Annotated in this window: 16 protein-coding genes; 6 read left to right on the plus strand and 10 right to left on the minus strand. The window is 67.0% G+C overall.

The window, feature by feature from the left end; translation table 11 throughout:
- Window positions 1-174: 174 nt before the first annotated feature.
- The gene (locus CA833_RS14125; protein WP_142634263.1) at window positions 175-735 is read right to left on the minus strand and encodes a hypothetical protein; all 561 of its coding nucleotides are present in this window, start codon (window positions 733-735) and stop codon (window positions 175-177) included.
- Between the two features lie 368 nt (window positions 736-1103).
- On the opposite strand from CA833_RS14125, the gene CA833_RS14130 reads away from it, so the two are divergent.
- The 3 genes from CA833_RS14130 to CA833_RS14140 all read left to right on the plus strand — a co-directional run bounded on the left by CA833_RS14130 (window position 1104) and on the right by CA833_RS14140 (window position 4879).
- Entirely contained in the window at window positions 1104-2696 is a 1593-nt protein-coding gene (locus CA833_RS14130; RefSeq protein ID WP_207078376.1) for a phospholipase D-like domain-containing protein, read from the plus strand.
- Window positions 2693-3304: a GTP cyclohydrolase I FolE gene (gene folE / locus CA833_RS14135; protein WP_142634261.1), complete on the plus strand. Its 612-nt coding sequence runs from the start codon at window positions 2693-2695 to the stop codon at window positions 3302-3304. The genes CA833_RS14130 and folE overlap by 4 nt, the downstream gene beginning before the upstream one ends.
- Window positions 3305-3445: 141 nt before the next feature.
- Window positions 3446-4879, plus strand: coding sequence for a hypothetical protein (locus tag CA833_RS14140; protein WP_207078377.1), 1434 nt, complete (start codon window positions 3446-3448; stop codon window positions 4877-4879).
- 9 nt (window positions 4880-4888) lie between these two features.
- Here CA833_RS14140 and CA833_RS14145 read toward each other — a convergent pair whose 3' ends face one another.
- Both CA833_RS14145 and CA833_RS14150 read right to left on the minus strand, forming a co-directional pair.
- Window positions 4889-5569, minus strand: a complete 681-nt coding sequence (locus CA833_RS14145; RefSeq protein WP_207078378.1) for an SDR family NAD(P)-dependent oxidoreductase — start codon at window positions 5567-5569, stop codon at window positions 4889-4891.
- A 159-nt stretch (window positions 5570-5728) separates the two neighbouring features.
- Window positions 5729-6208 carry a peroxiredoxin gene (locus CA833_RS14150; RefSeq protein WP_142634254.1) on the minus strand — a complete coding sequence of 160 codons (480 nt, stop codon included), beginning with the start codon at window positions 6206-6208 and terminating at the stop codon, window positions 5729-5731.
- Window positions 6209-6381: 173 nt separating this feature from the next.
- On the opposite strand from CA833_RS14150, the gene CA833_RS14155 reads away from it, so the two are divergent.
- Window positions 6382-6936, plus strand: coding sequence for an S-adenosyl-L-homocysteine hydrolase (locus tag CA833_RS14155; protein WP_242526116.1), 555 nt, complete (start codon window positions 6382-6384; stop codon window positions 6934-6936).
- Here the strand turns inward: CA833_RS14155 and CA833_RS14160 are convergent.
- From CA833_RS14160 to modA, 3 genes are read right to left on the minus strand one after another with little or no spacing between them, the layout of a single operon-like run.
- Window positions 6890-7570, minus strand: coding sequence for a molybdenum ABC transporter ATP-binding protein (locus tag CA833_RS14160; protein WP_142634252.1), 681 nt, complete (start codon window positions 7568-7570; stop codon window positions 6890-6892). The two genes, CA833_RS14155 and CA833_RS14160, sit on opposite strands and share 47 nt — an antisense overlap.
- Window positions 7560-8261: a molybdate ABC transporter permease subunit gene (gene modB / locus CA833_RS14165; RefSeq protein ID WP_142634250.1), complete on the minus strand. Its 702-nt coding sequence runs from the start codon at window positions 8259-8261 to the stop codon at window positions 7560-7562. The genes CA833_RS14160 and modB overlap by 11 nt, the downstream gene beginning before the upstream one ends.
- 12 nt (window positions 8262-8273) lie before the next feature.
- The gene (modA, locus tag CA833_RS14170; RefSeq protein WP_142637692.1) at window positions 8274-9014 is read right to left on the minus strand and encodes a molybdate ABC transporter substrate-binding protein; all 741 of its coding nucleotides are present in this window, start codon (window positions 9012-9014) and stop codon (window positions 8274-8276) included.
- Window positions 9015-9365: 351 nt separating this feature from the next.
- Here modA and CA833_RS14175 point away from each other — a divergent pair, with 351 nt between their 5' ends.
- Complete coding sequence (locus CA833_RS14175) at window positions 9366-9554, plus strand: hypothetical protein (RefSeq protein WP_142634248.1); 189 nt, start codon at window positions 9366-9368, stop codon at window positions 9552-9554.
- 10 nt (window positions 9555-9564) lie between these two features.
- Here the strand turns inward: CA833_RS14175 and CA833_RS14180 are convergent, their stop codons facing one another.
- Window positions 9565-10446, minus strand: coding sequence for an alpha/beta fold hydrolase (locus CA833_RS14180; protein WP_207078379.1), 882 nt, complete (start codon window positions 10444-10446; stop codon window positions 9565-9567).
- A gap of 177 nt (window positions 10447-10623) precedes the next feature.
- On the opposite strand from CA833_RS14180, the gene trxB reads away from it, so the two are divergent.
- A complete protein-coding gene (gene trxB, locus CA833_RS14185; protein WP_207078380.1) occupies window positions 10624-11592 on the plus strand; it encodes a thioredoxin-disulfide reductase in 969 nt (322 codons plus the stop codon).
- A gap of 72 nt (window positions 11593-11664) precedes the next feature.
- On the opposite strand, the gene CA833_RS14190 is transcribed toward trxB, so the two are convergent.
- Genes CA833_RS14190 through CA833_RS14200 form a run of 3 tightly spaced genes read right to left on the minus strand, consistent with a single transcriptional unit; the run spans window position 11665 to window position 13407 of the window.
- Window positions 11665-12447, minus strand: coding sequence for a hydrolase 1, exosortase A system-associated (locus CA833_RS14190; RefSeq protein WP_207078381.1), 783 nt, complete (start codon window positions 12445-12447; stop codon window positions 11665-11667).
- On the minus strand, window positions 12444-13118 hold the full coding sequence (locus CA833_RS14195) for a hypothetical protein (protein ID WP_207078382.1): 675 nt from the start codon (window positions 13116-13118) through the stop codon (window positions 12444-12446). Before CA833_RS14195 ends, CA833_RS14190 begins: the two co-directional genes overlap by 4 nt.
- A 25-nt stretch (window positions 13119-13143) precedes the next feature.
- A complete protein-coding gene (locus CA833_RS14200; RefSeq protein ID WP_142634238.1) occupies window positions 13144-13407 on the minus strand; it encodes a phosphopantetheine-binding protein in 264 nt (87 codons plus the stop codon).
- Window positions 13408-13441 lie beyond the last annotated feature (34 nt).

The raw sequence follows: 13441 nt of genomic DNA on the forward strand, positions 1-13441 counted from the left end.
TTGGCGCCCTATTGAGCCGTCCTCCTCCTGCCCGCAAGCATTTTACCGGAAAAATGCAGAGATCGGCGAGGGGCATGGAAAAGGCCGGGGCCGCACTGCGATCCCGGCCTTTCCTTTCGGCCTTTCCTTCGGGCAGGTCTCACCGGTTGGGAGCCGTCCGAAGGTCGGGCAAAGTTACTTGCCGCTGTTGCCGCCGGTCGCGCCCTGGACCGAGGCGGTGAACTGCGCGGCGGTCACGCCGATCGCCAGGCCGCCGTCGGCGGCAAGGCCGATCGCGGCCTTCTGCAATGCCACGGGCGTGCCGCCCTGCAGTGCGATGGTCACGTTGTCGCCTTCGACCTTGCTGACGGTGCCGATGACGACGCCGTCGCTGCTCTTCACCGGAGCGTCGGGGACCAGCGCGGCGGCAAGGGCCTCACCCGTCTTTGCCTGGGCGCCCTGGACGGCGGCTTCGAGCTGGACCTTGGTCATGCCGATCGTCAGGCCCTTCTCGCGCGTCGCGAACGCCGACTTGGGCAGGCCCGCGCGAGCGGTGCCGGTGTTGACGGTCACGACGTCACCCTGGACGGCCTCGATCGTACCCACTTCATTGCCATCGGTGTCGTAGACCTTGGCGCCCGCCGTCGGGCTGGCGCTTGCGGTTGCAGGAGCGGCGGCCGGTGCAGCCTGGGCCATGGCGGCGGCGGGCACGAGCGTGGCGGCGGCCAGTGCGGCGGCGATGATGGATTTCTTCATGGCGTACTCCTTCTCGACGCGGCCACCGCCCCAACGGCGACCGACTCGCTGCCCTCCAACGCGAGAGGGCTTGAAAAACAGGTCCGGAAATATTCACGACCCGGACGGCTTGGCCCGGCCATTTGGCCGGAGACCCGCTCCGCGCGCCGAGGCGCGTGGGAAGGAGCGGGGCGAAGACATGCTATGTTGCATGTGCGTAACGGTCTGGCGGCTGAACGGTGCCGGATCAACCGTTCGGATGAGCCGAGTTTGCGGTGAACCGCCGCTAATCCGCCGTTACGGTCGCTAGCTGCGGTGAACTGCGGATTCACCCCCAGGCGGCCTATCCATTGTCCCACGCATTGGCCCGCGCACTTGCCCTGTGGAACATGTTGCGCTCTTGTTCGCTTTGCACACGATTGCGTAATCGCGGATCAGGGGTCGGGCGGGTGGACGAACAGGACAAGGGGCACGAAACGGATCGGGGCGTGTCTCCTTCGGTGTGGCGCTATGCGATGGCTCGGCGTGCCCATGTGGTCATCGACGCCGCCGCCTACTTCGGGGTGATCCGCGAGGCGATGGACGAGGCGCGCCAGCGCATTTTCATGATCGGCTGGGATTTCGATTCGCGCATCCTGCTCTCGTCCGGGCGGCGCTGGTGGCAGGGCGGGCGCAAGGCGCGGTTTCCGGCGCGACTGGGTTCGTTCATCGTCTGGCTGGTGCGTACCCAGCCCGGTCTCGAGATCCGGCTGCTCAAGTGGAATTTCTCGCTGGTGAAGTCGCTGTTCCGCGGCACCATGGTGTTCGACCTGATCCGCTGGGCGGCGCGCAAGCGCATCCATTTCAAGTTCGACGGCGCGCACCCGATCGGGTGCAGCCATCACCAGAAGATCGTGGTCATCGACGATGTCTTTGCGGCCTGCGGCGGCATCGACATGACCTCCGACCGCTGGGATACGCCCGACCACCGTCCCGGCGATCCGCGCCGCCGCAAGCCGAGCGGGCGGCTCTACGGGCCCTGGCACGACGTGACGATGGTCATGGAAGGCGATGTCGCCAAGGCGCTCGGCCAACTCGGCCGCGAACGCTGGAAGGTTGCCGGCGGGCAGGACATCGTCCCTTGTGCGCCGCAGGACTTCAGCCCCTGGCCGGGGAGCCTGCGGGCCGAATTCCACGATGTCGAGATCGGCATCGCGCGCACGCGCGCGGAGTATGGAGCCTGTTCGCAGGTTGCCGAGATCGAGGCGCTGTTTGTCGAGCAGATCCGCCGGGCCCGGCGCTTTGTCTACGCCGAGACCCAGTACTTCGCCTCGCGCGCGGTGGCCGAGGCGATCGCCGAACGCCTGCTGGAAGAGGACCCGCCCGAATTCCTCATCATCAATCCGCTTACCGCCAATGGCTGGCTGGAGCAGGTGGCGATGGACACCGCGCGCGTGGAACTGGTGCAGACCCTGCGCAATGCCGACCGGCTGGGGCGTTTCCACATCTTCCACCCGGTCGCCTCCGACGGCACGCCGATCTATGTCCATGCCAAGCTGATGATCGTCGACGACGAGATCCTGCGGGTCGGCTCGGCCAACATGAACAACCGGTCGATGGGGCTCGATTCGGAGTGCGACGTGTTCATCGATGCGGCGCGGCCGGCGAACGGCCATGTGGTTCCGGCGATCCGCGCGCTGCGCCTTCGCCTGCTCGCCGAACATTGCGGCGAGGAGGAAGCCGTGATCGCCGCGGCGCTGGATCGCCATGGCCGCATGGCCGAAATGATCGAAACTCTTGTGCCTGCGGGCAAACATCTCGAACGCTTGCCCTTGAAACATCTCTCCGATGCTGAAAGAGCGCTTGGCGAAAGCGCTCTGCTCGATCCGGAACGACCCGGGGAGATGTTCGAGCCGATCGAGCGGCGCGGTCTGTTCCGCCGCAAGGGGCAGCTCATGCGGCTGCACCTACAGGAAAGATTGCGAAGGAGTATCAAGGGATGAGCAGCCTGGTCGGTCCCGACGAGGACAGCCCTTTCGAAAAGAAGCCTGCGGTTCCGGACGAAGTTCAAGAGGCGATCCGCACCCTGATCCGCTGGTCGGGCGACGATCCGGAGCGCGAGGGCCTGCTCGACACGCCCAAGCGGGTGGCACGGGCGTGGAAGGAATATTGCCAGGGGTACGGCGAGGATCCGGCCATTCACCTCAGCCGCGTGTTCGAGGAAGTGGGCGGCTATGACGAAGTCGTGCTGCTCAAGGACATCCCGTTCCAGTCGCACTGCGAACACCACATGGCGCCGATCATCGGCAAGGCGGCGATCGCCTATCTGCCGCGCGATCATGTGGTCGGTATCTCCAAGCTGGCGCGCGTGCTGCAGGGCTATGCGCGCCGCCTGCAGATCCAGGAGCGCCTGACCGCCGAAGTGGCCGAATGCATCTGGACCCACTTGAAGCCGCACGGCGTGGCGGTGGTGATCGAGGCAAGCCATGCCTGCATGTCCGCGCGCGGCGTGCGCACGCCGGGCGTCAGCATGATCACCAGCCGCATGATGGGCACGTTCCTCGAGGACGAGCGCAGCCGCAAGGAAGTGCTGAGCCTGATGGGGTACTGAGAGGCCGTTGGGAAATCCGCGCGCAGCGGATCTGAAAACACTCTCTTATCCCCGTTTCCGCGAGGCCGGGGGGCTTGAAACGCCCCCCGGCCTGCGGCGATGGAGGCGTGGCGGCACCATTTGCGCCGCGCCGGGGGAAACGTGAGCGGTCGGAACGTTAGCGTCGAAGGGCAGGGCGGGCGCCTGCTGCGATATGGAGCCGCGCTGGTTCCGGCAGCGATGCTCTGCGTACTGTTGCTGCGCGCCGTCTGGGACGTCGATATCTTCTGGCAGCTCAAGCTGGGCGAGATCATTCTCACCCGCGGCGGCCCGGTTGCGCGGGAACCGTTCGCCGCGCTCCATCTCGGCGAGCCGCTTCCGGCGGTGGGCTGGCTGGCACAGGCGAGCATGGCCTGGGTGCGCTCGCTGGGCGGATGGGGCGCCTTGCGGGTGTTCGATTCGCTGGTCTGGCTCGGCGGCTTCTGGGTGATCGCCGCCGCCTGCCGCCGCCGCGGTGCGAGCGCGACGGCGGTGGCTCTGGCACTCGCGCTCTCGTTCTGTGCGGCGCTGCCGAGCGCCAGCATACGCCCGCAGAGTTTTGCCGCATTGAACTTCGGGCTCTTACTGGCGCTCATGCACTTGCGGCTGCGGCCGCTGGCGACGGTTGCACTGGGCGCGCCGCTGCTGGTGCTCTGGCAGAATTTCCACCCTTCGGTGAGCATCGGCGTGCTGACCCTGGGCATCCATGCCGCGAGCGGCCTGTTCGCATGGCTGCGGGATCGCGGCCGGCCCTTGCCGATAGCGGCGGCGGTGCTGACGCTGGTCGCCGTCGCGGCGATGTTCGCGACGCCGGACGGGGTCTCGATCCTCGACATATCGGCCACCAATACCGAGATGAGCCTTGCCATCGGTGCCAGCGAGTGGCGGCCGCTGTGGATCGAGGCGAACTGGACCAATGCCGTGCCGGTGCTGGCGGTCTTGCTGCTGACGCTGGGCATCGCGGCGCGCACGCGCCGGTTCGACATCGCCGAAGTGCTGGCCGCGCTGGCCCTGCTGGCGATGACGGTGCTGGCCTATCGTTTCGTGCTGTTCTGGGCGCTGGCGATGGTGCCGGTGATCGCGCGCGCTGCGACAGGGAAGGCGACCGGGCCGTCGCGGCAAGAGCCTGTGCCGCGCTGGCTTCCTGCCGTTGCCGTGGTGCTTGCCGCGCTGGCGCTGCCGTTTCTCGCGCCTACGCGCTTTGCGCCCAGCCTGCCGCTGGATGCGATCGACCGGCTTCGGCAGGAGCATCTGCGCGGAACCGTCTATGCCGATTTCCCGTTCGGCGGGCCGGTCATCGACGCCGGCTGGCCCGACTGGCGGGTGGCCTACGACGGGCGTTACTATCGCTACAGCCATGAGGAATGGCAGTACAACGGCGGTATCGAGAACGGCTATGTTCCGCTGGTCGACGTGATCGCCAAGTGGAACCCGGCGGCCTTTGTCATCCAGGAAGACCACAATGCGCCGCTTGCGGGCGAACTGGCGCATTCACGGCGCTGGAAGCGGATATTCCGCAGTTCGGACGGCGTGGTGGTCTATATACGCAGGACGTAGCGGGCGCGCTTATCTGCCGCGCGTGACCGGCACCAGTGCCCCCGTTACCGCTCGCGCCGCGTCTGAAGCCAGGAACTCGATCACCTCGGCAATCGCTTGCGGCTGCACCCAGGCGGAGAAATCGGCATCGGGCATGTCGGCCCGGTTGGTGGGGGTGTCGATGATGCTGGGCAGGACGGCGTTGACGGTGACGCCGGTGCCCGCCAGTTCCTCGGCCAGCGCTTCGGTCAGCCGGTGGACGCCGGACTTGGAGGCGGCGTAGGCGCCCATGCCCATGCCCGCCTTGATCGCCGCGCCCGCGCCGATGTTGACCACGCGCCCGGCAGCTGAGGCCTTGAGCATGGGCAGCGCCAGCTGGGTGATCGTGGCCGCGGTGGTCAGGTTCATCGCCTGCATCCTGGCCCAGGAGGCAAGCGATCCGCCTTCGAGCGTTTCCCAGGTGAAACCGCCCGCGACATTCACCAGCACGTCGATGCCGCCGTGCGCCGCGACAACCTGGTCGAGCGCCGCGCGGGTCGCGGCCTCGTCGGTAAGGTCGACGCCGCCGATGTCGAGCGCGCCTTCGAGCGCCTCCCTGGCCGAAGGCGCAAAGTCGATCCGCGTCACGCGGTCGCCCTTGGCGGCAAAAGCCGAGGCCACGGCATGGCCGAGCACGCCGAAACCTCCAGTGACGATAACCGAACGGGACATGGAAACTCCTCTCTTTGCTGCAAGGCTATAGCGCGGCGAAGAGAGGAACAAGCAGGGCCGGGCGTTCATCCGCAAGGAAGCGCCCCGCCGATGCCGAGGGCATGAAAAAAGGCGGCGCCTCCCGCGGGAAGCGCCGCCTTTCAAACCGTCAGCCTGAAATCAGAGCTGGCCGAGCATGTAGTCGGCCGAGCTGACTTCGAACGCGCCGGGTGCCTCGACGTTGAGCTGCTCGACGACGCCGTCGTTGACGACCATCGAGAAGCGCTTGCCGCGCTCACCCATGCCGAAGCCGGTGCCGTCCATGACGAGGTCGATGGCCTTCACGAAGTCGCCGTTGCCGTCGGCCAGCATCGCCACCTCGTCCGAGCCCGAGGCCTTGCCCCAGGCACCCATGACAAAGGCGTCGTTGACGGCGGTGCAGGCAATCGCGTCGATGCCCTTGGCCTTCAGTTCGGCGGCCTTGTCGACAAAGCCGGGAAGGTGCTTGGCCGAGCAGGTCGGCGTGAAGGCGCCGGGAACCGAGAACAGCGCGACTTTCTTGCCGGCGAAGAAATCGGCGGTCTGCACGGGCTCGGGGCCGCTTTCGCCGGCCTTGATGAGCTTCACGTCGGGCAGCTTGTCACCAACGGCGATGGTCATGGGAATGTCCTTTGTCTGCAAATGAATCGCGGAGGCGAGATATAGGCCTGTCGGCGAGCGGGGCAATGTCCCGTTCGTTAAGATGCCTTCACCGTACTGCGCAAACGGCTCGCAACCATCGTCTGCGAATCTTATCCACAGGGCGGAAAGCGCCCGGGGATCGGAGGAGCACCATGCAAAGCACCTGCCTTCATGAGCCGCGCGCGACGAAGCGCGCCGGCATGACACATCGCAAGTCGGAATTCCGCTTGCTGCTGGCCTCGCTGGTCGGGCTGGGGGCAGCCGTGGCGATCGGGATGGCCGATCCCGCCCATGGCCAGGAGATCGCTGCCGAGGCCGACCGGCCGCCAGCCGACTCCACGGCCGAGCAGCTTCGCCGGCTCGACATCATGCTGATGGTGACCGGTCTGCGCTGCCGCACCACGGTGGACGATTTCCAGGCCGACTACGGCGATTTCACCAGCAGCCACCTTGCCGAACTCAACGAGGCCGCGCGGGTCATGCAGGCCGATCTTGCCGAGCAGGTCGGGGAACGCAACGCGCGTCTGGCGCTCGACAAGATGAGCGTGATCATGGCCAACCAGTACGGCGCCGGGCACCCTTGGGCGAGCTGTTCGGAACTGCGGCAGGTGACGCGCGATCTTGCGCATACGCCGGGCCGGACCGCACTGGTCGCGGCGGCTACCCGGTTGTTCGGCCCCAGACCTGCGGTGCTGGCGGCGAAGTAGCCTCGGCGGTGCCGATCGGGACGATCCGGTCGGCCAGCCGGTCCACCTCGCCGCGGTCGTGGCTGACGTAGAGGATCGGCATGCGCAGCTCGTCGCGCACACGCTCGATCACGCGCAGGATTTCCTCGCGTCTTTCGGCGTCGACGGAGGCCAGCGGTTCGTCCATCAGCAGGAAACGCGGCCCCGAGAGCAGCGCGCGACCGATGGCCACACGCTGCGCCTCGCCGCCCGAAAGCGAGCGCGGCGCGCGCGTCAGCAGATGGCCGATGCCCAGCACGTCGAGCGTGGTGGGCACATCGAGCCAGCGGTGCTCGGGGCGGGCGCGCTTCCAGCCGTAGAGCAGGTTTTCGCGCACATTGCGGTGCGGGAACAGGCGCAGGTCCTGAAAGACATAGCCGCAGCGGCGACGTTCGGGAGGCAGATCGATCCCGGCGGCACTGTCGAACAAGGGCTCGCCTGCCACCGTGATGTGGCCTGAGGCCGGGCGCGCCAGTCCGGCGATCATGTCGAGCAATGTCGTCTTGCCCGCTCCGGACGGGCCGAACAGGGCGGTGAGGCCGCCCTTTTCGGTCTTGAACCGGTAATCGAAACGACGCCCGCCGCGCCGGAGCGTCACGGCAACGTCAAAGGACATGGTGCATCCCCTCGGCGCGGCCCCGGCGGGCCAGCCATTCCGACAGCACGAGCGCAATCAGCGACAGCAGCACCGACAGCCCGGCAAGGCGCGTGACCTGCCATTCCGAGCCGGGGATCTGCAGTGCATTGTAGATCGCCAGCGGCAGCGTGCGGGTCTCGCCGGGAATGTTCGAGGCGAACGTGATCGTCGCCCCGAACTCGCCGATCGAGCGGGCGAAGCCCAGCACCAGCGCGGCGAGGACCCCCGGCATGGCGAGCGGGAGGGTGACGCTGACGAACGTCCGGACCGGCCCGGCCCCCAACGTGCGCGCGGCTTGCTCGAGCTTGCGGTCAACCGCTTCCAGCGACAGCCGCATGGCGCGAACCATTAGCGGCAGCGCCATGACCCCGGCGGCCAGCGCGGCGCCGGTCCAGCGAAACAGGAAGGTCATGCCCAGCGCATCGGCGAAGAACCGGCCGAGCGGGGCATTGGGGGCCAGCGCGATCAGCAGCAGCCAGCCGGTCACCACCGGCGGCAGCACCAGTGGCAGGTGAACCAGCGCGTCGAGCAGGATCAGTCCCGGGAAACGCCAGCGGGCAAGCGCCCAGGCGAGCGCGAAGGCCACCGGCAGCACGCAGGCCATCGCCGCGCCGCTGACCTTGAGCGACAGCAGCAGGACTTCCCATTCCTCCGGGGTCAGTGCGCTCATGGGGCTGGCGGCTTACCGGGTTCCGAAGCCGAAGCGGCGGAACACGGCCTTGCCTTCGGCGGAGAGCAGGTAGCGGCGGAAGCCTTCGGCGTCGCGGTGGCGCGAGGCGGCCAGCAGCGCGACCGGATAACTGATCGGGGCATGCGAACTCGCCGGGAAAGTGCCCGCCACCCGGACGCCCGGATCGGCGCGGGCATCGGTGCCGTAGACCACGCCGAGCGGTGCCACGCCGCGCGTCACCAGTGCCAGCGCGGCGCGCACGTTCTCGGCCGGGGCGAGGCGGTCCTTCACCGAATCCCACACCCCAAGGCGGGTCAGCGCCTGCCTGGCGTAGATCCCGGCAGGGACGGCAGCGGGATCGCCGACCGCGAGGCGGCCATTGCCCAGCGCACGGGCGAGCGGGAAACCGGGCTTGACGGTGATGGCCTGCGTGCGGCTGCGCGGGGCGACCAGCACGAGGCTGTTGGTCAGGAACGAGACCCGCGTGCCCTTGCGCAGCAGGCCCCTGGTCTGGACTTCGTCCATCCATGGCTCGTCCGCCGAGACGAACATGTCGGCCGGGGCGCCCGCCTCGATCTGGCGGGCAAGCGCGGAAGAGGCGGCAAAGGAGATGCGCGGGCGCGGGTGGCCCTTGGCGGCCCACCCGTCCGCGGCGGCGGTCATCGCTTCCTGAAGGCTGGCGGCGGCAAGGACGAGCGGGCCTTCGCTCTGGGCCATGGCCGGGCGGCCGATCGCGGTGAGGGCCAGCAGCATGGAAAGAACAAGGGCAAGGGACCGGCGCACGTTCTGGGATCTCCGCATCAAGCTATATCGGGCTGTATATGGTCGTACCGGCCTTGCCTAGGCAATGCGGAATGTGTCCACGCTGCCTAGGCCTTTCGAAAGGACCGCTTTCGAAAGGCGCAACGACATGATTGTGCGGACGAAACGATCTGTTATCATGCCCTCAGGAAGCCCCTTGGCTTCTGGCCGCTACGTCAAAAAGGCGAGCGGATGGGGACTGGTGGGAGTGATCTGGGCCTCGTTCGTGCAATCATGCACGAGGCGGGAAAATCGCCAAAAGCGACGGCTCCAATCGCCCCACGCACGAAAGAGGATGCGTGGATGAAGGTCGCTGACGAGAGAATTATCCGTTTCGAACGCTCCGATCCGGCAGGCGCGGGCTTTGGCGCAGTGCTGGACGGCCAAGCGCGTGAAGGCTTGTCCGGCGGGCACGATGCCCGTTCGCTGATCATCGCGGTTGCGATGTGCGGTGTGTGCTGGCTCGGCCTTGGATATTTCCTGCTGAACTGACGCGCAGCGCTCATCCGCTTGCGAGGAACGCCTTCACGTCGGCCATGAAGCGGTCGAACTGGTCATGGTGCAGCCAGTGTCCGGCATCCTCGTACTCGATCAGGCGGGCGGTCGGGAAGTGCTCTATCCGGCCATCGGTCGAGGGGCTCTGCGCAAAGCTGTTCTTTCCCCAGAGCATCAGGATCGGGCAGGTGATCGCCTGCCACAGGTCGATCACGTCGCTGGTGGGCATGTCGGCCACCGACCAGACGTTGACGTAGTTGTCGAACTTCCAGCTCCAGGTGCCGTCCTCGTTGCGGTTGGTGCCATGGATGGTGAGGTGGCGGGCCTGATCGTCGGTGAGGAAGGAATTTTCCTCCTTCATGCGCTCATAGGCGTCGCGCCGGGTGGCGTACTTGCGCGGGGAGCGACCGGCGGCCTTGCGCTTGTCGTCGATCCATTGGCGCATGCGCACGACCACCCCGCGTTCCTCCATCTGCTGGCGGATGTGCCTGGGCGGACCGAGCCCCTCGATATTGACCAGCTTGTCCACCTTCTCGGGAAAGAGGCCGGTGAAGCGGGTGGCGACATTGCCGCCCAGAGAATGGGCGACGATCGTGACTTTCTCGTGCCCCAGCGTGTGCACCAGCTGCGCGAAATCATAGACCATCGCGTCCATGCTGTAATGGCCTTCGGGCGACCATTCGGAATCGCCATGGCCGCGCAGGTCCGGGCAGATCACGTGCCAGTCGCGCCGCAATTCCTCGGCTACCCAGTCCCAGCTGCGGCAATGGTCGCGCCCGCCGTGCTGGAGGATCAGCGGCGGCGCTTCGGCATTGCCCCAGTCGACATAGTTGAGCCGCAGGCGCTGCGAGACGAAGTGGTTGGAAGTAGGCCCGAGTTGATAGTCCATGCCCCAGCGTGAGCCGCCGCGTGGGGCCCGTCAACCACGGCGAAGCGATGATTTGCGGGGATCAAGTATTTCCATGAAGCCCGAAACGCTTGGCAAACCGGGGGTCTTGCCCCTATCTCGCGCCCCGACGATTTTCACGCATCGCATTCTTTGAGATCAAGGCCGGAGGCTTCGTAAATGGCGACCACGCACAAGACCCGCATGCTCATCATCGGCTCCGGCCCCGGCGGTCTGTCCGCCGCGATCTACGGCGCCCGCGCGGGCATGCAGCCGATCGTGGTGCAGGGTCTCCAGCCCGGCGGCCAGCTGACCATCACCACCGATGTCGAGAACTATCCCGGCTTCCGTGAAGTGATCCAGGGCCCCTGGCTGATGCAGGAAATGGAGGTGCAGGCCGTCCATGTCGGCACCCGCATGATGTACGACGTGATCACCTCGGTCGATCTCGAAGGCCCGACCTTCAAGGCGATCGGCGATTCGGGCGATGTCTACGAAGGCGAAACCCTCGTCATCGCCACCGGCGCGCAGGCGCAGTGGCTGGGCGTTCCGGGTGAGCAGGAACTGTCGGGCAAGGGCGTTTCGGCCTGCGCCACGTGCGACGGCTTCTTCTATCGCGGCAAGAAGGTCGTGGTCATCGGCGGCGGCAACACCGCGGTCGAGGAAGCGCTCTACCTCACCAACCACTCCGACGAAGTGACCCTGATCCACCGCCGCGACACGCTGCGCGCCGAAAAGATCCTGCAGGACCGCCTCTTCGCCAACCCGAAGATCAAGGTCGTGTGGAACCAGCGCGTCGAGCGTTTCCTGGACGGTGAGAACGGCGAACTGCGCGCGCTGGCCCTGATCGACACCCAGACCGGCGAGCAGAGCGAGATCCTCACAGACGGCGCTTTTGTCGCCATCGGCCACGCCCCGGCGACCGAACTGTTCAAGGGCAAGCTGCCGATGGACGAAACCGGCTACCTGCTGGTCGAACCCGGCACGCCCAAGACCGAAATCCCGGGCGTCTTCGCCTGCGGCGACGTGATGGACCACACCTACCGCCAGGCGATCACCGCCGCCGGTACGGGCTGCATGGCCGCGCTCGATGCCGAGCGCTACCTCGCCCACCGCGACTTCGCCGAAGCGGCGAAGGTCGAGGCATAAGTAGGTAAAAAGGGAAAAAGCAGGGGGTTAATACCCCCTGCACCCCCATTACCGTCTTTGTTTTACCCTGCGCTACGCGCCGCGCAGCACTTGCAGGGTTTGCTCCACGAGCCATTCCTGAGCCTGCGGCTCGACATAGCTATGGGTGGCGTCGGGGCGGGTTTGCAGGCGGGTGTCGGCCTTGCTCCAGTTCGCGATGAATGCGAGGCCCGTACGGTCTCTTCCGGCGATCAAGAAACGCACGCTTCCTTTGAAATCGGCAATCCCTGCTGCGATTTCCGCAGCTAGGCCCTTCGGCACGGCTGGAGCTGGGCGGGCTGCCGCTAGCAAGCTACGCAGCAGCGGCCCAACCGCGACTTTTCCGGTAAGCAGCCGCTTCAAGGCTGCCGGATCGGTAAGCCTGCGCCGATAGTGATCGCGCACGACTTCGGCGGGCGCCTCGTCGGCGGCATCCTCGTCGAACGTCCAGGGGTTGGACAGCACCAGCCCGTCCAGACCGGCCCCACCGGCGAGCATCAGCGCACTCGCCGCATCGCAATTGCCGAATGCGACCACGCGCGAGACGTGTGGGCACTGCGCGCGAAGGGCGGCCAGCGCCGCGGCCATGTCCGGCGCGCTGGAGCGGAAGCCCCGGTTGTCACCCTCACTGTCCCCCACGCCGCGCCGGTCGAAGCGCAGCACCGGATAGCCCTCGGCAGCGATCCGGGCGGCGAGAAGGGCCTGTCCGTTCCATGCCCCGGCCCGCGTCTCGTTGCCGCCGGAAACGATCAGCAGGGCCGTGGTGCCCGGCGCTTCGTCGAGGGTTGCCACAAGCTGCGCCCCCTCGCAGGCAAAGGTCAAATGCCGCCGGGTCATCCGCGCATCCCTTCGACCAGCAGCGCGGCGAGGGCATCGGCTTGCGCGCCGTCCTCGTCCGGCTCGGCCCGCAGCCACAGGCCGCTGCCGCCCAGTTGCTCCTGGGTGATGATCGGGACGGCGGGATCGGGCGCAAAGGCTTCCAGGTCGCGGAACAGCGCCGGGCCCAGCGCATGACCGGCCAGCACGATGCCATGGTCCTGCGCCGTCTCGGTCAGCGCCTCGCGCTTCTCATCCAGGCCTGCCTCCCGGCTCGCCAGGATGCGGGCCCGGATCATCGCGCGCAGGATATTGGCGCCTTTGACGGGTGCATAATGCCATGCGGGTAGCCCTGCGGGCGTGAACAGGCAGCCGCCGCGCAGCGCCAGCACATGCGTTGCGCGGAAATGACCGGCCGCCGCCGTCATCGAAGCGCGCCATGTTTCGGCGTCCTGATCGCCAAGCGGGCGCAGGCTTTCGTTGGTGCCGGGAAAGTCGGGCACGAAGCTATCGATACCGCCCCTGTCGAGCCGGCGCATCACCTCCGCGCAGAACCGCCGCAAGCGGTTTGCCTCCTCGAACAGGGCCGGGACGATCAGCAGGCGCAAGGCGCGGCCGGAATCGCAGGCGAGGGCGTATTCCTCGCCGGTTCCCCCATGAGGCAAAGGGCAGGGCCAGAGGTGCGGGGTCATCGGTCGATCCCCCCATGAAGACCGCTCAGGCGGCGGTGCGCTTGGCCTTGGCAAAGTCCAGCAGGCCGCCGAACGTCTCCAGCATCTCGCCGTCGATCTCGTCGTCCTCGATGATGATGTCCAGCCGGTCTTCCAACTCGGTCAGGAGACCCGCGACGGCCATCGAATCGAGTTCGGGCAGGTGTCCGAACAGGCCGGTATCGGCTTGGAAAGTCTCGGCTTGTCCCTGCTTCAGACCCAGCACATCGGTCAGGATGCGGCGCAGCAGCAGGTCGGTATCGTCTTGCATGGCCCCTCTCTTCGGGCATTGTCTTAACCTTTCG

The organism is Novosphingobium sp. KA1, from assembly GCF_017309955.1.
In the GTDB taxonomy this organism is placed as follows: domain Bacteria; phylum Pseudomonadota; class Alphaproteobacteria; order Sphingomonadales; family Sphingomonadaceae; genus Novosphingobium.